Here is an 18,625-nt window from a genome sequence, read left to right as displayed (position 1 = left end):
ACTCAATTCAGAAATCATGCCCGAAAATCTCAGAAAAATCCACGAACTTTTAGAAGAAATTCAAAGTATTAGAACAAATTACTTAGTCGAATCAAGCCCTGAAATTTCCCGCCATTTAGGGCGTTCTGGAGAAGATGAACAAAGACCTGATATCTTTAATCCTACATCATTCTTATTCATCCGTTCCTTTGTTGGAGATGCCGGGAACAGACCCATATCGGGTTTTACTTTTTGGAATTCTCCTGATATCAATATATTACCTTTAGAGGCTGGTACATCTTATACAACTACTTTGGAGGCAGGAAAAAGTTACTCCATCAGGTGTCAGTTGCACAACAGCGGGGACCTGATGATTCCCTACCCGAAAGTGGAATTTTTTCTATGCGATCCTTCCTTAGGATTCAATACCGCATTTGCTATCCAACTTGGATTGGTTCAAATGGATGGCATTTTGTTAGCTGGCGGGCAAGGTTCTGTAGAGTTGAAGTACCAAGTTCCAATATCAGAATCCGGACATAAGTGCCTTTTTGCCAGAACTTTCTCATTTAGCCCATTGGATAAACCTGACAATCTACATATTTTGGACCCCAGACATCAGCGTCATGTTGCTCAAAAAAACTTGAATTTTGTGTCCCAATCCAGTAATTATTCTTTTCAACTGGTACATTTCCCGAACACAGAGGCTGAGATCCATTTCAGAACATTATCACAATTCGAAATTTATGAAATGCGCCATCCATTTATCTCTGATTTTAGAGTAAAGGGAAGGACTAACCAGGGAATTTTCCGTAAAATTTTTCTTGAAGCCAAAAAAAGTAGCCATGATCTTCAAATGAATTGGGCTAGAAGTGGAATCAGGATTATTACAAGGGGGGATGGACCTGATATTCAAGTGCAGCAACAGGTATTAAGGTCATTTGAAGAATCGCTGATTTCTATAAATAACGGTCGTGGAAACAGAAGCTTACATCAGAAATTAGCCAAGACTTATGAAGAGTTGGGAAAAAATATGGTCAAAACCAATTTTGATTTCAAGATTCCTGATTTTGGTTTGGAAAAAGGTGAAGCAACAGGGTTGGAGATTTCGGCCATTAATTTGACCAATGGTCATTTAATCGGAGGAATCACCCTGATCGTTACTGGCTAAGATATTTATATAAGATTCTAGGCTCTGAAAGCTGCAATTTTTTACCACTTAAGTTGAAATTTCAAAAAATTATTTTACTTTACAGTTTGAAACTTGTTCGGATTGAGAAAACTCAGCGCCATATTGCTTCTTTGCTGTTTCGCATTGTACCATTTTGGGTATTATGTGGCCTATTTTTCATTCCATATACAGATAGAAAGCAACTGGGCTGATAAAATCTACAGCGAGAATCAGGAAGGCTGGGAAGAAAGAATGCTGGAAATTCCGATGAACCTTCCTTACATGGCAGATGAGGAAAATTTCAGAACAACAAATACTCTATTTGAGAAAAATGGCCAATATTTCAGGGCTATCAAACAAAGATATATAAAAGATACGCTACAAATCATTTATGTGCCGGACACAGCCAAAAGCAACCTTGACAAGACCATTAAACAATGGGTAAGTTCCCTTGTACAAGATGATTTGCCAGATTCCGGTAACAATTCCCTGCTGTCAAAAATCTTTGTAAAAGATTATACACAACCATTGAACAACTTTAAATTTGACAATCCATATAAAGTAGAAAAACAATTGATAGGGTTTATTTTTTCAGCTTACCAGAATCAATTTCCAGAAGTCAACTCCCCCCCTCCACAGTTGATCTAAGTTTAATTTTCTTATCTGATCATTTTATCCATTCTTCTTTACTTATTGAAACCGTAGCTGGTGTCAAGCCTTGGGATTATTGGGATTTTCAATAACTAAAAATAATTCCCAGAATTCCATAATTGCATGGAATCCAGGAAGATTTGATAGATGGTTGGTAGCTATGTAACAATTTGAAAACATAGCATTATTGCGTTTTTTGATTCAACCAAACCTATAATTATGAAAAAATTTTACAGTTCAGTAGTATTACTGGCTATACTATACCTATACCATATACCCTCATTACAAGCACAAATGCCCTTTGATGAGATCATGATGCCAAAGGGAGAATTCTGCGTTGCGGGCATTTATGAAGTCAGCAAATGGAACCAATATTGGGAAGGAGACTATCTAAGAGGGAATGCCAACATAGGAACCTTAACCAGACAGATGTTGATGCCCATGGTAGCCATGGGTCTGACCAAAAAAATCAACCTTATTGCCAGCCTTCCCTATATCAGCACAGATGCCTCCGGAGGTACACAGGTTGGACAATCTGGGATACAGGACCTAAGTGTATCCCTGAAAGTTGATTGGCTTCAGCATAGAGTAGGAACAGGAAGAATTCTTTTCCTAACCAATACCCATATTAGTACTCCTGTCGGGACGTATTTGTCTGATTATATGCCATTTAGTATCGGTGCAGGGGCACCAGAAATCGGGATGAGAGGGATTGCTGGATATAAACTGGATAATGGGCTTGTTTTTCGCATGGCGGCAGCTTATTTATGGCGCGGACAGACCGAAATTGAAAGAGCTTATTATTACCAAAATGGCAGTGTTTACTCCAGTTTTATGAATGTACCAAACGCCTTAAATATCCATGGGGCTATTGGTTATTGGACATTGGACAAAAGGCTTAGACTCGAAGCTACATATATGAGTCTGAATTGCCTTTCAGGTGATGATATCAGGTCCTACAACAGACCTCAACCTACCAATAAAATGGAGGTAAGTCAGGTCGGCATTTGGACCCAATATTACATCAAAGCAGATCGGGGCTTCGGAGCCATTGCCTATTTTAACCAAACCATTTCAGGTCGAAATATGGGCAAAGCGGCTAGCCTTGGCCTGGGTCTTACATACCAATTCAAAGCTTATTAATCCGACATCTGATGAAAAAAAATATTTATAATTTGCTCATTCTAATTGCAGGAATAGCAATTCTCCAGGCATGTCTGGAAGAAACTCCCCGATACTACGATTTTGAGTCTTATGAATTCAGCAGTCTAGATGAAAATGGGGGAAACTGGAAAACCATTTTGGTTAGTAATCCCTCAGAAATACTTTTGACTGCTCCTGATCCCATTAATTCAGCTGCTTACCAAGCCGAATTAGGTGAAGTAAAAAACATGAATGCCAGCTTATCTTCTTCAGAGAGACGTGCAGTTGAATATTGGACTAGTAATCCGGTGGTCCGTTGGAATGAAATTGCACTGGAAATGGCCGCCAAATACAACCTCATTCCCGGGCCAAATGCCGACGGAACTTACACTTTGCCCAACCCCGCCAATCCTGTGGGGCCACCTGCATTTCCCTTTGCCCATCCTCCATACACATCGCGGATGTTGGCTTACCTGAGTGTGGCCCAATACGATGGTTTGGTTTTGGCCTGGCATTATAAATTCCAATACAATAGACTTGCTCCATATCGCCAAGACCCAAGTATCCGTCCTGCATATCCTGAAAATGGCCTACCTTCCTACCCATCCCATGGCGCTGTGGTAGCCAAAGTATCAAAAGAAATTTTGACACTTATGTTTCCTTTGGAAGCCAACGTTTTGGAGAAACACTATCAAGAACATTTAAAAAGCATGTTAAATGCCGGAATCAACGTGAGTAGTGACCTTGATGCAGGTATTCATATCGGGGAAGAGGTGGTCAAGTTGGCCAAGGCCCGTGCAGCATCAGATGGGATGTCCAAAGCCCAAACACCCAAGCCAATCTCTGATTCCATTGCCAATGCCGCCTTTGAGCGATTCGGTTGGAAATGGCAAAATACAGAAACACCTCAACGACCTGTGGGGCTTACCCCTCTTTTTGGAAGGGTAAAAATGTGGCATGTACCTACTGTTGAAGAAGTCCGCTCCCCTCCTCCCCCTGCTATTGGTTCTCCTCAGTTTGAGGCTGATGTCAAGGAACTGGAAGGATTTGCCAGGCACATGACTTTGGACCAGCGTAGAATTGCCAATTGGTGGGAAGATGGTTTAGGTTCATACACTCCACCAGGGCATTGGAACAAATTTGCCAAATTGTCCATTGTCAAAAACAAGCTGAATCCTTTGAGGTCTGCAAGGGTATTTGCCTATATGAATACAGCAATAATGGATGCAGGTGTAGCCTGCTGGGACACCAAGTACTACTACCATTATCCAAGACCTGTAGAAACCATAAAAGGCTTCAGGACAATTCTTGGCACCCCAAATTTCCCTGCATACACATCAGGACACAGCACCTTCTCTGCGGCTGGTGCAGAAGTATTGTCATTTTTCTTCCCTGAAAATGCCCAACAATTTAGATTGTGGGCAGAAGAAGCCGCTGTCTCCAGAATTTATGGAGGGATTCATTACCGATTTGATGCCACTGAAGGAACAAAACAAGGTAAACTGGTCGGTACTTATGCTGTCAATAAAGCAAAAGAAGACGGTGCACTTTAATTCCGAAACCTGCATTGGAATTTCTATTTAGACTTGATTGGACTGCCTTAAGTTCTGGGCCGCCATTTCAGTTTGAAAAATCATTAAACAACCCACTAAACAATTGGGATTATGAAAAATTTTATTAGATGCCAAAAATATATTTATATAACACTGATAGGCTTGTTTTTGTCTCAGGACCTAATTGCTCAAGGTTGTGTTGCCATCAGACAATTCTCTGGAATTGGAAATGCAGTCGGACAAGGAAATATACTTGAAAAAGGAGAACTGAACATAAGTGCGAATTACCGTTACTTTAAATCTTTCAGGCATTTTAGGGGTACCCAAGAAGAACCAGACAGACTTACCAACAATACTGAAGTCATCAACTGGACACATTTGGTTGACCTAAATATCAGTTATGCTTTCAGCGAGAGGGTATTTGGAGTCCTTTCTGTTCCATATGCATATAACGAAAGAAGTTCATTGTATGAACATGGAAGAACTGAAAGGCATACCACGTATTCCCAAGGATTGACTGATCTGATTATAGGGGGAGGTTACTGGCTTTTTTCAGGAGAAAACAGCCCAAAAGGAAATATGGCCATTGGCGCAGGGCTGAAAATCCCAACTGGAAATTACAAGGCGACAAGCAGGTTTTACAATGTGGGCCCAAATGGTGGGTCTGAAATAAGACCTGTAGATCAGTCCATACAGCTTGGCGATGGAGGATTTGGTATTGTCATCAATGGCCAGGGGATTTGGAACTTAGGAAAAACCACCTTTTTGTATTATGATGGTTTCTACATGTTGAATCCCAGAAACACTAACGGTGTACAAACATTCCGAAGGAGAGAAAGCGAAGCAATCATGAGTGTTCCAGATCAATTTGCCTTAAGAGCCGGATTATTTAAACCCATAGGATCGGCTCATGGCTTGGCACTAAGCTTTGGAGGAAGAATTGAAGGGGTTCCCGTTAGGGATATTATTGGAAAAAGTGAAGGTTTCAGAAGACCTGGATATATTGTTTCTGCCGAACCAGGCGCGAGCTACATGGTCAAAGATTTCACTTTAGGTTTGACTGTGCCAATCGCATTGTTGAGAAACAGAACTAGAAGTCTAACGGATATTTTGGATTCTAATCCAGACAACAAAATCCATGGAGATGCAGCTTTCGCGGACTATTTGGTCAACTTATCATTGGCTTGGAGAATATCCAAAAAAGAAAGCGACCTGTTCAAAAGTTTTTAAAACCATAAAATGGCTGCCTGAAATCAGGCAGCCATTTCATTTTTTATAATTTCCTCAAGCTGACGAATAAGAAAACCCAGTAGTTATTTCTTTGTATATAAGACCTAATACAAGTCAATATCTTGCCTCCTAGGAGGAATAAAATATAATTTTAAACCTCGACTGGTGTTTTGATTTCCTTCTTCAAACTTTTTGAAGCCAAAACAATCAAAGATATAGACAGCAGAAACAATAAAGCAGCAATAACCGCCAAGACATAGACCTCACTTTTGAAATTGTTCCAGGCAAAAAGCCCCAAGGAAGTCAGGGTAACAGTAAACATAAAAAACATGGGTATAGTTACGAAGGTGGCATTAATCTTTTGCCTCATCAACCAAACTGCCACGGTCAGCAAAGCCAAGGCAGCCAAGAGTTGATTGGCAGAACCAAAAATAGGCCAAAGGGTACTGAAACCTCCTGAAGCCAGAAGCAGAATTGACAATATCACTACCACGGTAGTGGAAAGGTACCTATTCTGGGAAACCTTTGCTCCCAAAGGATGCTTTACATCTTCAAAATACTCCTGCAAGGTAAATCTTGCCAAACGGGTACAGGTATCCAAAGTGGTCAGCGCAAAAGCAGAGACAGTCAATGCCACAAATCCTACCGCAAAATTCTCTGAAATTCCCATAGAGGAAATCATACTCCCCAAACCACTGGCAAAAAGGGGTACAGGACCTTCCTCTCCAAGTCTGCCTAAGTACTCACTTCTGCTCAACACTATCACTGCACCCACAGAAATAATGGCCAGGAAAGATTCAATTAACATCCCTCCGAATCCTACCATTTTGGCATCACTTTCCCTATCCAACTGCTTGGAAGTAGTCCCCGAGGCTACCAAAGAATGAAAGCCACTGATAGCCCCACAGGCAATGGTTACAAAAAGTACTGGAAACAGATAACCCAGATTTTCAGAATTTACATAAATGTCTGTATCCATTTTGATCTCTGGATTGGCGATGAAAACACCTATGACAGCGGAAATGATCAATCCATACAGCAGAAAACTATTGAGGTAATCCCTAGGCTGCAGCAGCATGGAGACAGGAGTTACTGATGCTACAAATGCATAGGCTAACAGAACATATACCCAAGTCTGGTAATCCAGTTCAAAGGGAAGCTGCATCCCCAAATAGACAAAGTAATACATCAACACCACTCCGATGACAGAAATTATCACAAAAGCTATCCTGCTGTTCCCTACTACCCTGCTGACAAAACCAAAAGCTACTGCCAATATGATGAAAAGAATAGAGGCTGATGCCACTCCTGCGTTGTTGACAAAAGTTTTTGCGATAATATCCGCGAATACCCCAATGATTAAGATCAAAGTAGAAAAGCTAAAAAGGATGAACAACTGCTTGCCTTTTTGTCCAATATTGTTCTGGATGATCACGCCTATTGATTTTCCTTGATTCCTCAAAGAGGCAGCCATACTTCCCAAATCATGTACTGCACCGAAAAATATTCCCCCCAACAAAATCCAGATCACAGCTGGAATCCATCCAAAGGTTACTGCGATAATCGGACCTACTATGGGGCCGGCTCCGGCAATGGAAGCAAAATGATGGCCGAGCACCACAATAGGTTTACTGGGAACGTAATCAACGCCATCCTTAAATGCATGGGAAGGTGCTTTTCTTTTATCAGTAAGTCCAAATTTATTATAAACATATTTTCCATAGGTAAAATAAGCGGTAAATAAGATAATACCGGACAGAAGCAATAATGAGGACAGAGCCATATCAAATTGGAATTAAGCATGGAAATTTCCTTTAATTTCACCAAAATACCAATGATAATTTCAGGAATTAGGTAAGAATCTAAATATTTTCTCAGGTGCAAATGAAGTAACAGTAGTTTTTCACTTTAAAGCAGAGCCGAAATTGGGACTAAGACCAGTGCCAAATTTTATTTAATGGAGAATACCTATAAATTTGTAGTCCCTGAAATGAGAATTTCGGAACTAAACATATAAATATGGCTTGGTTTAAAAGAACAGACAAAGGAATCAAAACCTCTACGGAAGAGAAAAAAGATGCTCCGGATGGGTTGTGGTTCAAAACCCCTAAAGGCAATATTATCCATACCAGGGAATTAAAGAACAATTCCTATGTTTGCCCAGATGACGATTATCATGTAAAAATTGGCTCTAAAGAATATTTTGAAATTCTTTTCGACAATAACCAATTTAAAGAATTAGATGCTAAAATGAAGTCAGGAGATCCTCTGAAATTTGTAGACTCCAAAACTTACACAGCAAGAATTGACCAAACAATCCAAAAAACAGAACTGAATGATGCCGTCAGGACAGCTGTAGGAAAAATGAACGGTCTGGAGCTTGTTGTGGCATGTATGGATTTCAATTTCATTGGTGGCTCCATGGGATCTGTGGTCGGAGAAAAAATTGCCCGTGCCATTGATTACTCGCTTAAGCATAAAATCCCATTTTTGATGATTTCCAAATCCGGAGGAGCTAGGATGATGGAGGCTGGATTCAGTTTGATGCAAATGGCAAAAACTTCAGCCAAGCTGGCACTTTTGGATAAAGCTGGAATACCTTATATATCTTTATTGACTGATCCGACAACCGGAGGGGTCACTGCTTCGTATGCGATGCTGGGTGATTTCAATATTGCCGAACCAGGAGCATTGATTGGGTTTGCGGGGCCGAGGGTTATCCGTGAAACAATTGGTAAGGATTTACCAAAAGGATTTCAAAGTGCAGAATTTGTCCTGGAACACGGATTTCTCGATTTCATTATCGACAGGAGGCAGTTGAAAAACAGATTGACGACACTCCTAAGATTGCTCAACAATTAGACAGAAAATACGTTTATGGATTAAGTCGACCATTGGTTAAAATAAAATTCAACTTTGGCCGATTTTATTGATTTATAAATATATTTGTGAGCCAAAAAAATGGCTATAGACAGAAAAATCAAAAGTAAAATTTATAATAAATGGGTTCAGTAATTATTACTTCGATAGTAGCATTTACCTTGATTATTTTGCTACTGGTTTTTATTCTGTTGTTTGCCCAGTCCAAACTAGTGTCTTCAGGTGACGTGAAGATTGTGATCAATGGAGAAAAGACCATTGTTACTTCTGCAGGCTCTACCTTATTGAGCACTTTGGGCAACAATAAAATCTTCCTTCCCTCAGCCTGTGGGGGTGGCGGTACCTGTGCCATGTGTAAGTGTGTCATTGAAGAAGGAGGAGGCGAGGTACTCCCAACTGAAGAAGGCCACTTAAGCAGAGCTGAAAAACAAGGAAAAGTAAGGCTTTCCTGCCAGGTTAAAGTGAAATCTGATATGCAAATCAGAATTCCAGAAGAAATCTTTGGTATCAAAAAGTGGGAATGCGAAGTTATTTCAAATTATAACGTATCAACTTTCATCAAAGAATTCAAAGTGAAACTTCCAGAAGGAGAAACACTTCATTTTGAATCAGGAGGTTATATTCAAATTGACGTTCCGGCAATAACAGTAAACTTTAAGGATATGGATATCACTCCACATCCTGAATTGGGCCACCCAGTTGATGTTTACAAAAGTGATTGGGATAAATTCGGCCTTTGGGACTTAGTCATGAGAAATGACGAAGAGCTGTTTAGGGCTTATTCTATGGCCAACCACCCGGCTGAAGGAAACATTATTATGTTGACGATCCGTATTGCTACACCACCATGGGATAGGGTAAACAACAAATGGATGGATGTAAATCCAGGTGTATGTTCTTCTTATGTATTCTCCAGAAAACCTGGTGATAAAGTAACCATTTCAGGACCATATGGAGAATTCCACATTAATCCAACACAAAGAGAAATGATTTATATCGGTGGAGGTGCAGGTATGGCTCCTTTAAGATCCCATATTTTCCACCTGTTCCACACGGAAAAAACTGACAGAAAAGTTTCTTATTGGTACGGAGGTAGATCAAAGAAAGAGTTGTTCTATGTGCCTCACTTCAGAAATATCGAGAAGGATTTCCCTAACTTTAAATTCTACATCGGTCTTTCTGAACCATTACCTGAAGACAATTGGAAAATCAAACAGTCTTTGGATGACGAAGGTGACGGTTATATCGGATTTATCCACCAGGTTTTGTTTGACAATTACCTTAAAAATCATCCAGAGCCAGATGAAATCGAATATTACCTATGCGGTCCTCCATTGATGAATGCAGCGGTATTGAAGCTGTTGGACGACATGGGTATCCCACAGGAAAACATCAGATTTGACGACTTCGGTGGTTAATATTGAAATCAAGTCCCGCAATTGCGGGACTTTTTATTTTTCTCCAGTTTTTTTATTTTAATTTTGGAATCAGCTTTAACCGACTCTATGAACCTTAAGTCATTCTTTGATCCCATACCGGAATCACTTGCTCAACTTTCTTACACCCACAATTCATTTTTTAACTATATCCATGCCTTTGGAGAGGATTTTCCTGACATCAAAGGGATGCAAATTGCCCTGGTCGGTCTCAAAGAAAAAAGGGGCATGAAAAACAATGACACTTTCGAGAGAGCTTCTTTGGAAATTAGAGAAAAGCTGTACCAACTAAAGAAAGGACATGGACTTTACAAAATCGTAGATCTGGGAGACCTTAAGCTGGGTGAAGATAGAAAAGAATCCATCCGATATATTCAAACGGTCGGGGAATTTCTCATCAAAAAGCAAATTCTTCCAATCTTCTTTGGCGGGACACATGACCTGGACTTTGGCCAGTATCTAGCATATGAAGGCTTGAAAAAAATGATCTCAATGGTCACTGTTGATGCCAAACTCGATATGGAAGACGAAGGGCAGGCTACTGAAGTCCATTCACAGGATATTATATTGCACCAGCCCAATTTCCTTTTTAATTATAGTCATTTGGCGTATCAAAGCTTTTTGGTAGATAATGACCTCATCAATGTAATGGAGAAGTTGTATTTTGAGCATGTACGCTTAGGCAATCTCCGCCATAATTTCAAAGAAGCTGAACCCATCATCAGAAATGCGGATTTATTAAGTTTTGACATTTCGGCGATCAATTCTTCAGATGCCCCAGGTGCAGCAGATGCCCAGCCATTTGGACTTACAGGTGAAGAAGCATGCCAGATCTGTAGGTTTGCCGGAATGAACGAAAAATTATCGTCCATTGGCATTTACGGCTACCAGCCATACTATGATGACAGCAGGAATAAGACTGCCTCGGTTATAGCCACTATGATATGGTATTTTATTGAAGGATTTTATGACCGTAAAGACAGCCTTTCATTCAAAGGAAGCGACTATATCAAATATACCGTATCTTTGGATACCAAACCTTCCATTATTGTATTTTACAAAAGTAAAAGAAGCGATAAATGGTGGATGGAGATTCCACAAAGTGAGCAGGATAAATTTGACAGGACGAGCATCATCCCATGCAGCTACCAGGATTATCAAATGGCCCAATCCGGTGAAATTCCTGAAAGGTGGATCAATGCACAGCTTAAGATGATGTAGATGAAAACCTACACCAAACAACAACTTGCCCTGAGAAATGGACAGGATAGGCCCGAAATATGGGTTGCTTACCAAGGAATTATTTACGATGTCAGCCAATCCAGACTCTGGAAAAACGGAAAGCATTATGAACATTGGGCAGGACAAGATCTCAGTGAGGAACTTCAAGATGCCCCTCATACAGCCAATGTATTTCTGAAGTTTGATCAGGTGGGAAAACTCGAAGAAAAAATATGATACTCATTGCAGACAGCGGAGCCAGCAAAACAGACTGGCGGCTGATCAATAAAGAAGGTGAAATTGCCCAACATAGGGGCATTGGGTTCAATCCCAACTATCAGACTGCAGCAGAAATGACATCCGATCTGCAGGATGAATTTTTATTAAATTTAAGATCCGAAGTAGAAGTCATTTACTATTATGGAGCCGGATGTACTTCCGCTAAAAATCGGGAACAGGTCGAAAATGCCCTTAGGACGGTATTCAAACATGCAGATGTCCTTGTCGACCATGACATGATGGCGGCTGCAAGAGCAACTTGCGGGCATGAGGCCGGAATAGCCTGTATCTTGGGAACAGGATCAAATAGCTGTGATTACGATGGGGAATTTATAGTTGACAAAAGGCCAGCTCCAGGTTATATTTTAGGAGATGAAGGTGGTGGGGCCTATATTGGAAGAAAATTTCTGGCAGACTTTATCCATGAAGAAATGCCAAAAAAAATCAGGGAAAAAGTATTGGATAAATTCCAGTTGGATACACAATCTATTATAGAACACGTATACCAAAAACCATTCCCAGGCAGATATATGGCGAGTTTTTGCCGCTTTATAACTGAAAACAAAGGCGAACCTTACTGTTATATGCTTTATTATAATGCTTTTCAGGATTTCTTCAAAAAGCATGTAATGAAATACGATAATTACAAAAAGAAGAAGGTGAACTTTGTAGGTTCCATCGCTTTTTATAATAGTGATATACTGCGTAACGCCGCTTATGATGCAGATATTCACGTGAATTTAATCATAGAATCTCCGATAGCAGGACTTAGCCTATACCACCAGAACTTACTATGAAAAGTACAACAGAAAGCAGCTCACTTTATGATAACCTCGACCAGATGGACATTGCGACCCTGCTCGAAAATATCAACAAAGAAGATAAGAAAGTAGCCTATGCTGTGGAACAACAGCTTCCTGAAATTGCCGCATTGGTGGAGCAAATTGTTCCCAGAATGCAAAATGGGGGACGGTTATTTTACATTGGGGCAGGCACCAGTGGAAGACTAGGAATCCTTGATGCTTCAGAATGTCCGCCTACCTATGGGGTACCTTTTGACTGGGTAGTTGGTATTATTGCCGGTGGGGATCAAGCAATCCGCAAAGCTGTGGAAAATGCCGAAGATGACCCAAATCAAGCCTGGATTGACATTCAGCAATTTGGATTCAATGAAAATGACACAGTTATCGGAATAGCAGCATCCGGTACAACCCCTTATGTCATTGGAGGAGTAAAAGAAGCAAGGGAAAAGGGACTATTGACTGCATGTATTACCTGCAACCTCAACTCTCCACTTGCCGGAGCAGTAGAATACCCCATTCAAGTTGTGGTCGGACCTGAATTTGTTACCGGAAGCACCAGGATGAAGGCAGGTACTGCACAGAAGTTGGTTTTGAACATGATATCTACAACCACCATGATCAAACTTGGCCGGATAAAGGGAAACAAGATGGTGGACATGCAGCTTTCCAATAAAAAACTGGTCAACAGGGGAACCAGAATGATTATGGAAAGTACTGGTTTGGATGACAATGAAGCCCAAAATATGTTGCTTCAATATGGCTCTGTGAGGGCCGCTGTAGAAGCTTTCTATCAGAACCAAAGCAAAGGCTGAAATATTCGGAATACTTTCGCTAACTTTGTACTCCTTTAGGGCCTAGGACAGCTAAGTCCCTGATAAAAAGGAATCAATTAATCCAGCAGAGATGCTGCACTTACATGAAAAAAGATAATAACAGAAGACCTGGATCCAAAGGAGAAGGCAGGATCGATTCAAAAAAAACTACTGGAAAATTCGGTCCCAAGAAAGATTTTTTTGACAAACGAGAAGGTAAAAAAACTGAATTTTCTAAAGACTCCAATTCCGAGAAAAAAGGATACAATAAGGAGAAAGGATATGAGAAGAGTAAGGGATTTGACAAACCTGCTTATGGGAACAAATCCAGGTACTCAAAAGATGACCAGTACCAAGGTACGCAAAAGCCTTACAATTCACGCTCGGATGAAAAACGCACCGAAGGGGAATTCAAAAAGGTCTACAGAGGAAGAGGCAAGGATGAAAAGCCCGTTCACGAATGGGTTCCTTCGGATAAATTTTCCAAAGACACACGCTACCCGAAGAAAAATTTCAAAAAGCCCTTTGTCAAAAATAACAACGAAGATAGGCCTGAATACAATTTTGAAAAACTTGAGCAGAACCATAAAAAGAAAAACAAGTCAGAGGAAATCCGTCTGAACAAATACATTTCCAATTCAGGAATTTGCTCAAGGAGGGAAGCAGATGAACTCATCCAAAATGGCAGTATCACAGTCAATGGACAAGTGATCAAAGAGATGGGGTATAAAGTTAAGCCAGGTGAGAGGGTTTCATATAAAGGAAAACCGATCAATCCTGAAAAGCCAGTTTATTTGTTACTAAACAAACCTAAGGACTTCATCACTACTACTGAAGATCCTATGGAAAGAAAAACGGTAATGAATCTTATTGCCAATGCCTGTGAAGAACGTGTATTCCCTGTGGGAAGGCTGGATAGGAATACCACTGGCTTATTGTTATTTACCAATGATGGAGAACTGGCTGCCAAGCTTTCCCATCCATCCAATAATATCAAGAAAATATACCAGGTGACCTTGGACAAGCCATTAACCCAAAATGATGAAAAAACAATTTTGGAAGGGCTACAATTGGAAGATGGTCTTGCGCAGGTAGATGACATGCAGGTTCTGTCCAAAGACAGAACCATACTTGGGCTGGAAATCCATTTGGGAAGAAACAGGATTGTCAGAAGGATTTTTGCTCAACTGGGATATGAAGTAGTGGGCTTGGACAGAGTCATGTATGCAGGTCTGGACAAAAAAGATTTATCAAGAGGTAATTATAGGTTCCTGACCGAAAAAGAAGTAATCAGATTAAAGTTTTTCCTATAAAAAAAGCCGCTATTGCGGCTTTTTTTATAGGATTTACCTAGCAAGTATATGCTTGAAATATCCACTTTCAGTACTGATATAGAAATCAATTCTGGAAAGTATACTTACCCCAAGCATTCTGTATACCTTATCCAAACCAGGAACATTATCCAATGTTTCTTCGTGCAGTAATGCTCCGTCCTTAAAAATTGACACAGTGATATCTTCAGGAATTTCTGATCTTACAGACAACCTAAATGCATTATCTCTCAAAGTCTCTAAGTTGGATGAAACAAAGTGATTCTGTTTGTTTGAAGGACTTTCAAGATTAATCGAAAGTCTTTCCACTAAACTTTGCCCATTAAGGATCTCCATGGTATAATTGCCAGGACCAATCTCATTGAAATTATAAAGTTTGGCAAAAGCATTTTTATAGAAAACCCTATGCCTTTTTACCAATGCATTGTTTTCATCAAAAATTTTCACCGTAACTGGACCTTCTGGCTTTGCCTTATAGCGGAATAAAACCTTGTTTTCCTCTACCTTTTTTAAAGATACCGGCACTTCTGATTTTCTTTCTTCCGAAGCTGTGGCATAAGCCATACTTCCAAACAACATGATACATACTAATAATTTTCTCATGGCAGTAATAGATAATTGGTTTATAGTAACTTTTCACGGTAGGATGAAAGCAAGGTTTCCCATTAATAAACTCCAACAACAAGATTATCAGGTATTTGCAAAGTATTCTTTAAAGAAAATAGACGATCAAAATTTTATTATCGATACCAACTTTAAATATAATCTTAATTAAAAAGTTGAAAACCCCGAATTTAAACTTTCATTTTGCCAATTTGAAAAAATTGAGGCTTTAGGGCCTCCTGCCATCAAAATTCAATTATAAAATCTTTTTAAGTTCATCATAAATGGCACATTCAACAGTTAAAAACAAAAAAAAGCCGCATCACTGCGGCCTTAATGTTATTTTAGTTTAGTTGATATTCTCTTATCTCGCTGCCAACAACCTAGAATACCCGTCCTTGGAAGCAACTACAAATTCTACATTTGCGGTTGGGCTTACGCCAACCAACCTGTACAGCTTCTGAACAGCTGAAACACTGTCCAATCTTTCTTCATGAATCAGTTTATCGTTTTCAAAAACATAAATGGAAATGTCAGACTCCAACAAGGCGTTGTAAGTCAATATGAAAGCATTTCCTTCCAATTTCTCCAATTTTGAATAAACCACAGGCTTTTGGGAATTTGCAGCGCTAAAGTTGACAGTTAGCTTTTCCACCTGGTTTTGCGCATCAACCACCTCCACAATGTATTTACCTGGCTTTAACTGTGAAAAATCATAATACTTGGCAAAGGCATTCTTTGATGTAATTCTGTCCTTTTGAACAAGGAAATTGTTTGCGTCATAGATTTTCACTGTTACAGGCCCTTCAGGATTGGCTCCATAAAGCAACTGTACTTTGTTCTCATCCACTTTTCTAATGGATACCGGCACATCTGCAGGTCTCTCTCCCGCTGCCATGGTGTTCAAAGACACACCAAAGGCGATCATTAATGCAATTAATAATCTCATAGTAGTAAATAGTTTAATAGGTTTAAGAAATTTCAATGATTGTTGGCTCCATCAGGCATTCCCTGTTAAAATTTGAAGCCGGTTATTTGGGGGGATTAAAAGCCAATTGTTCATTGACCACGGTACAAACTTAGGGACAATAAACATTCATTGCAAATTTTTCAACAAAAAAGTTGTTTTATTGAATATTCGTTAAAAAAAATAAAATTATTTTTTCGTATTCGTAAAACCAACGAAATTTCTTCGGAATCGATGCCATGAAAAATCTAGAAGTCGGTTTTCGAGCATTAGCCAAATTATATTTTTTTATAAAAATGTTTTATGCAAATATTTAAAAGATTTCGCAATCGATTCCACGTTTTATAGAAGATACTATCAAAAAACAAAAAAAGCAGCCTTTGGCTGCTTTGAATCATAGAATGGAACTCCAAGTCATCTGATATCCTTCCCAATATCCGCCAGTGTCTTTGCATCAAAATCACCTTGGAACTCAAGGACCAAAAAACCACCGGATTCTTCTTTGACCAAGACCACCACATCCTGAATCCTCCTTGTCCCTTTGGTATACACCATGAAACTGCTCTTTCGCTCAGATGCTTCCATCATGAGTTCGTACCTTTCTTTTTCCAAGGCTCTTTTCAAAGCCTGAAATTCAGCATGGGCAGCTTGACCCTCTGTAGGTAATTTAAACAGCTTCATCCTTTCCATGGAACTTGCTAAAGATTCGGCCTTTCCCTGATCCAGTTTTACATCCATGCTTTTGGCAAAATTCAAAAAGCTACCACCTAGGTCAAAATGGAAAAAATCCGGATTACCTTTATATTTTTGGTAAAGGTTTTCCACACTTTTACTTTGGGCAAACAATTGATGATTCAACATCAAAATGGCAAAGACTAATAATAATCGGCTTAAAGTTTTCATAGTATTACGTTTAAAATGGAGTTCAACTGCTTAGATATTTTGTAAGTCATTATTTTTTGCCTCCCTTACCATACTCCTGCATTCCCGGAATAGTGGTCTTATCCGCTAAAATATTCAAATCCTTATAAGTGAAATTGCCCAACAAACTGAGCAAGGTAAAGCCATCCTTAGAACCAGAAATCATCAGCAATTCCATGACTCTCCCATTTTCCTCACGGACCATAAACTTGATATTGGAACCCTTTTCTGCCACATCCATAAGTTCTTCATATTTGTTTTTGGTAAGTGTTCCCATAGCTTCCTTATAAAGTAAATGGCCATCTAATTTTTCTGCACTAAGGATGCGGATGCCCCTAACTTTAGAAATCAACTCACCCAACTCTTTGGCTTCCTTATCGGTTTCAGCTCCACCTGATTTCAGGAATCCTCCAGCCATCTGCATCATTTTGGGACTGATATATACCCTGGAAAAGCGATCGTCCTCCATATACTTCGAAAAAAACTTCACAATGGCATCATCCTGTGCCCGAAGCCCTGAAAAAATCAGTAGCATTGTGAAGAGCAAGATCATTTTTTTCATATACTATTTGGTTTCAATATCGAATAATTCATTGGGGGTATTGAGGTATTGCAAATCTTGAAGTACTTCCAAATTCCCCGTTCCCTTTTGCATATTTTCCTGGATCAGGACAAAAGCCTGCAACACCTGTTCATATGCTTCTTTTTCTGCACGGTTTCGATGTTGGGTGTAAATGCTGATTCCCGCAATCAAAAACACGACTATTCCGGCAGCAATTCTCCCCCAAAATGAAACTAGCCCCTTGGACTTTTTGGATGGATTTTCAAGGGAGATTTCCATCATTGCAGAAAAATCAGAGATCCCAAGGAAAAAAGACTTTTCCGCATCATAGCCATCCGACTTAGCCAGCAAATCCCTCAACTCCCTTTCCTCCCCAAGGCTTGTCTCTCCTTCCCAGTAGCGCTTCAAAAGCTCTTCTATTCGATTTCTCATTTTTTCGCGATTAGGTACTCTTTTAAACTTTTTCTGGCCCGATGCAGATTGACCTTCACCTGATCCACACTGATCTCAAGGTAATCAGCAATCTCCTCGTAAGTCAGCCCTTCCACTTCTCTCAATTGGAATACCTCCTTTTGTTTCTCGGGAAGCTTATCCAAAAACCGAAAAACCATTTTTAGTCTTTCTCCCTGGGGCTCGGACTCTTGGATCTCTTCATCCTCAAGTTCTAGATCGGTAATGGCCTCCATTTTCCTGGAACCCCGAAAGTGCTGCATACTTTCGTTTTTAAGTGCCCTTACCATCCAGCCTGTGGGATTTTCCATAGTCTGCAAGTCATTTCTTTTGGTCCAGGCCTTTTCAAAAACCTGTTGCAATACATCATTGGCTGCCTCCCTGTCCTTGACCCAGAGGTAGGCCATTCTGTAAAGCTTGCTTTTCAAAGGCCAAATATGTGCTTCAAAAAATGACTTCATTCAGGTAGATGATACATGGAGAATAGAAATGTTACAGCAATTTGGAAAAAAAATTCAAATTAGATTGATTTTAAATTAGCAGACATAAATAGTATGCATGCCTACTATTTATTATTTTGCGCATGCAATAAATTAAGTTATGGAAGGAATTCTGACAATACTTTGGACAGGTTCA

Annotated in this window: 19 protein-coding genes; 12 read left to right on the top strand and 7 right to left on the bottom strand. The window is 39.8% G+C overall.

Annotation, left to right across the window (positions count from 1 at the left end):
• Nucleotides 1–16: 16 nt before the first annotated feature.
• From CLV48_RS10945 to CLV48_RS10925, 5 genes are all read left to right on the top strand, one after another.
• Nucleotides 17–1,147, top strand: a complete 1,131-nt coding sequence (locus CLV48_RS10945) for a hypothetical protein (protein ID WP_106567320.1) — start codon at nt 17–19, stop codon at nt 1,145–1,147.
• A gap of 102 nt (nt 1,148–1,249) precedes the next feature.
• Entirely contained in the window at nt 1,250–1,795 is a 546-nt protein-coding gene (locus CLV48_RS10940) for a hypothetical protein (protein WP_106567439.1), read from the top strand.
• A gap of 222 nt (nt 1,796–2,017) precedes the next feature.
• Entirely contained in the window at nt 2,018–2,941 is a 924-nt protein-coding gene (locus CLV48_RS10935) for a transporter (RefSeq protein WP_106567319.1), read from the top strand.
• A gap of 11 nt (nt 2,942–2,952) precedes the next feature.
• Entirely contained in the window at nt 2,953–4,494 is a 1,542-nt protein-coding gene (locus tag CLV48_RS10930; protein ID WP_106567318.1) for a vanadium-dependent haloperoxidase, read from the top strand.
• 111 nt (nt 4,495–4,605) lie between these two features.
• The gene (locus tag CLV48_RS10925; protein ID WP_106567317.1) at nt 4,606–5,724 is read left to right on the top strand and encodes a transporter; all 1,119 of its coding nucleotides are present in this window, start codon (nt 4,606–4,608) and stop codon (nt 5,722–5,724) included.
• Nucleotides 5,725–5,875: 151 nt separating this feature from the next.
• On the opposite strand, the gene CLV48_RS10920 is transcribed toward CLV48_RS10925, so the two are convergent.
• Nucleotides 5,876–7,507, bottom strand: a complete 1,632-nt coding sequence (locus CLV48_RS10920; protein WP_106567316.1) for a carbon starvation CstA family protein — start codon at nt 7,505–7,507, stop codon at nt 5,876–5,878.
• A 236-nt stretch (nt 7,508–7,743) separates the two neighbouring features.
• Here CLV48_RS10920 and accD point away from each other — a divergent pair, with 236 nt between their 5' ends.
• The 7 genes from accD (at nt 7,744) to CLV48_RS10885 (ending at nt 14,468) form a co-directional block, all read left to right on the top strand.
• On the top strand, nt 7,744–8,586 hold the full coding sequence (accD, locus tag CLV48_RS10915) for an acetyl-CoA carboxylase, carboxyltransferase subunit beta (protein ID WP_106567315.1): 843 nt from the start codon (nt 7,744–7,746) through the stop codon (nt 8,584–8,586).
• Between the two features lie 140 nt (nt 8,587–8,726).
• On the top strand, nt 8,727–10,022 hold the full coding sequence (gene nqrF / locus CLV48_RS10910; RefSeq protein ID WP_106567314.1) for an NADH:ubiquinone reductase (Na(+)-transporting) subunit F: 1,296 nt from the start codon (nt 8,727–8,729) through the stop codon (nt 10,020–10,022).
• Between the two features lie 87 nt (nt 10,023–10,109).
• Complete coding sequence (locus CLV48_RS10905) at nt 10,110–11,261, top strand: formimidoylglutamase (protein ID WP_106567313.1); 1,152 nt, start codon at nt 10,110–10,112, stop codon at nt 11,259–11,261.
• Nucleotides 11,262–11,498 (top strand): cytochrome b5 domain-containing protein, encoded by a 237-nt coding sequence (locus tag CLV48_RS10900; protein ID WP_106567312.1) that lies wholly within the window; start codon nt 11,262–11,264, stop codon nt 11,496–11,498. It abuts the gene before it with no gap.
• Complete coding sequence (locus CLV48_RS10895) at nt 11,495–12,337, top strand: N-acetylglucosamine kinase (RefSeq protein WP_106567311.1); 843 nt, start codon at nt 11,495–11,497, stop codon at nt 12,335–12,337. Before CLV48_RS10900 ends, CLV48_RS10895 begins: the two co-directional genes overlap by 4 nt.
• Nucleotides 12,334–13,155 carry an N-acetylmuramic acid 6-phosphate etherase gene (gene murQ / locus CLV48_RS10890; RefSeq protein ID WP_106567310.1) on the top strand — a complete coding sequence of 274 codons (822 nt, stop codon included), beginning with the start codon at nt 12,334–12,336 and terminating at the stop codon, nt 13,153–13,155. Before CLV48_RS10895 ends, murQ begins: the two co-directional genes overlap by 4 nt.
• Nucleotides 13,156–13,259: 104 nt before the next feature.
• A complete protein-coding gene (locus CLV48_RS10885; RefSeq protein WP_106567309.1) occupies nt 13,260–14,468 on the top strand; it encodes a pseudouridine synthase in 1,209 nt (402 codons plus the stop codon).
• A gap of 33 nt (nt 14,469–14,501) precedes the next feature.
• Here the strand turns inward: CLV48_RS10885 and CLV48_RS10880 are convergent, their stop codons facing one another.
• From CLV48_RS10880 to CLV48_RS10850, 6 genes are all read right to left on the bottom strand, one after another.
• Complete coding sequence (locus CLV48_RS10880; protein ID WP_146140089.1) at nt 14,502–15,089, bottom strand: hypothetical protein; 588 nt, start codon at nt 15,087–15,089, stop codon at nt 14,502–14,504.
• 364 nt (nt 15,090–15,453) lie between these two features.
• The gene (locus CLV48_RS10870) at nt 15,454–16,038 is read right to left on the bottom strand and encodes a hypothetical protein (RefSeq protein WP_106567306.1); all 585 of its coding nucleotides are present in this window, start codon (nt 16,036–16,038) and stop codon (nt 15,454–15,456) included.
• A gap of 432 nt (nt 16,039–16,470) precedes the next feature.
• A complete protein-coding gene (locus CLV48_RS10865; protein WP_106567305.1) occupies nt 16,471–16,959 on the bottom strand; it encodes a DUF4252 domain-containing protein in 489 nt (162 codons plus the stop codon).
• 49 nt (nt 16,960–17,008) lie between these two features.
• Nucleotides 17,009–17,539 (bottom strand): DUF4252 domain-containing protein, encoded by a 531-nt coding sequence (locus CLV48_RS10860; RefSeq protein ID WP_106567304.1) that lies wholly within the window; start codon nt 17,537–17,539, stop codon nt 17,009–17,011.
• A gap of 3 nt (nt 17,540–17,542) precedes the next feature.
• Nucleotides 17,543–17,971: a hypothetical protein gene (locus CLV48_RS10855; protein ID WP_106567303.1), complete on the bottom strand. Its 429-nt coding sequence runs from the start codon at nt 17,969–17,971 to the stop codon at nt 17,543–17,545.
• Nucleotides 17,968–18,450, bottom strand: coding sequence for an RNA polymerase sigma factor (locus CLV48_RS10850; RefSeq protein ID WP_106567302.1), 483 nt, complete (start codon nt 18,448–18,450; stop codon nt 17,968–17,970). The genes CLV48_RS10855 and CLV48_RS10850 overlap by 4 nt, the downstream gene beginning before the upstream one ends.
• Between the last annotated feature and the right edge of the window lie 175 nt (nt 18,451–18,625).

Origin of the sequence: Cecembia rubra (assembly GCF_003014575.1) — a bacterium.
GTDB classification, from domain to species: domain Bacteria; phylum Bacteroidota; class Bacteroidia; order Cytophagales; family Cyclobacteriaceae; genus Cecembia_A; species Cecembia_A rubra.
The sequence above is the reverse complement of the archived record's forward strand: the minus strand, read 5'-3'. Positions and strand labels throughout refer to the sequence as shown.

What these genes read in the sequence shown, in the direction of transcription:
- CLV48_RS10900 (WP_106567312.1), top strand. Translation starts at nt 11,262, where the DNA reads ATGAAAACCTACACCAAACAACAACTTGCCCTGAGAAATGGACAGGAT.
- murQ (WP_106567310.1), top strand. Translation starts at nt 12,334, where the DNA reads ATGAAAAGTACAACAGAAAGCAGCTCACTTTATGATAACCTCGACCAG.
- CLV48_RS10920 (WP_106567316.1), bottom strand. Translation starts at nt 7,507, where the DNA reads ATGGCTCTGTCCTCATTATTGCTTCTGTCCGGTATTATCTTATTTACC.
- CLV48_RS10870 (WP_106567306.1), bottom strand. Translation starts at nt 16,038, where the DNA reads ATGAGATTATTAATTGCATTAATGATCGCCTTTGGTGTGTCTTTGAAC.
- CLV48_RS10895 (WP_106567311.1), top strand. Translation starts at nt 11,495, where the DNA reads ATGATACTCATTGCAGACAGCGGAGCCAGCAAAACAGACTGGCGGCTG.
- CLV48_RS10885 (WP_106567309.1), top strand. Translation starts at nt 13,260, where the DNA reads ATGAAAAAAGATAATAACAGAAGACCTGGATCCAAAGGAGAAGGCAGG.
- CLV48_RS10865 (WP_106567305.1), bottom strand. Translation starts at nt 16,959, where the DNA reads ATGAAAACTTTAAGCCGATTATTATTAGTCTTTGCCATTTTGATGTTG.
- CLV48_RS10850 (WP_106567302.1), bottom strand. Translation starts at nt 18,450, where the DNA reads ATGAAGTCATTTTTTGAAGCACATATTTGGCCTTTGAAAAGCAAGCTT.
- CLV48_RS10945 (WP_106567320.1), top strand. Translation starts at nt 17, where the DNA reads ATGCCCGAAAATCTCAGAAAAATCCACGAACTTTTAGAAGAAATTCAA.
- CLV48_RS10935 (WP_106567319.1), top strand. Translation starts at nt 2,018, where the DNA reads ATGAAAAAATTTTACAGTTCAGTAGTATTACTGGCTATACTATACCTA.
- nqrF (WP_106567314.1), top strand. Translation starts at nt 8,727, where the DNA reads ATGGGTTCAGTAATTATTACTTCGATAGTAGCATTTACCTTGATTATT.
- CLV48_RS10860 (WP_106567304.1), bottom strand. Translation starts at nt 17,539, where the DNA reads ATGAAAAAAATGATCTTGCTCTTCACAATGCTACTGATTTTTTCAGGG.
- CLV48_RS10880 (WP_146140089.1), bottom strand. Translation starts at nt 15,089, where the DNA reads ATGAGAAAATTATTAGTATGTATCATGTTGTTTGGAAGTATGGCTTAT.
- CLV48_RS10905 (WP_106567313.1), top strand. Translation starts at nt 10,110, where the DNA reads ATGAACCTTAAGTCATTCTTTGATCCCATACCGGAATCACTTGCTCAA.
- CLV48_RS10930 (WP_106567318.1), top strand. Translation starts at nt 2,953, where the DNA reads ATGAAAAAAAATATTTATAATTTGCTCATTCTAATTGCAGGAATAGCA.
- CLV48_RS10925 (WP_106567317.1), top strand. Translation starts at nt 4,606, where the DNA reads ATGAAAAATTTTATTAGATGCCAAAAATATATTTATATAACACTGATA.
- CLV48_RS10855 (WP_106567303.1), bottom strand. Translation starts at nt 17,971, where the DNA reads ATGAGAAATCGAATAGAAGAGCTTTTGAAGCGCTACTGGGAAGGAGAG.
- accD (WP_106567315.1), top strand. Translation starts at nt 7,744, where the DNA reads ATGGCTTGGTTTAAAAGAACAGACAAAGGAATCAAAACCTCTACGGAA.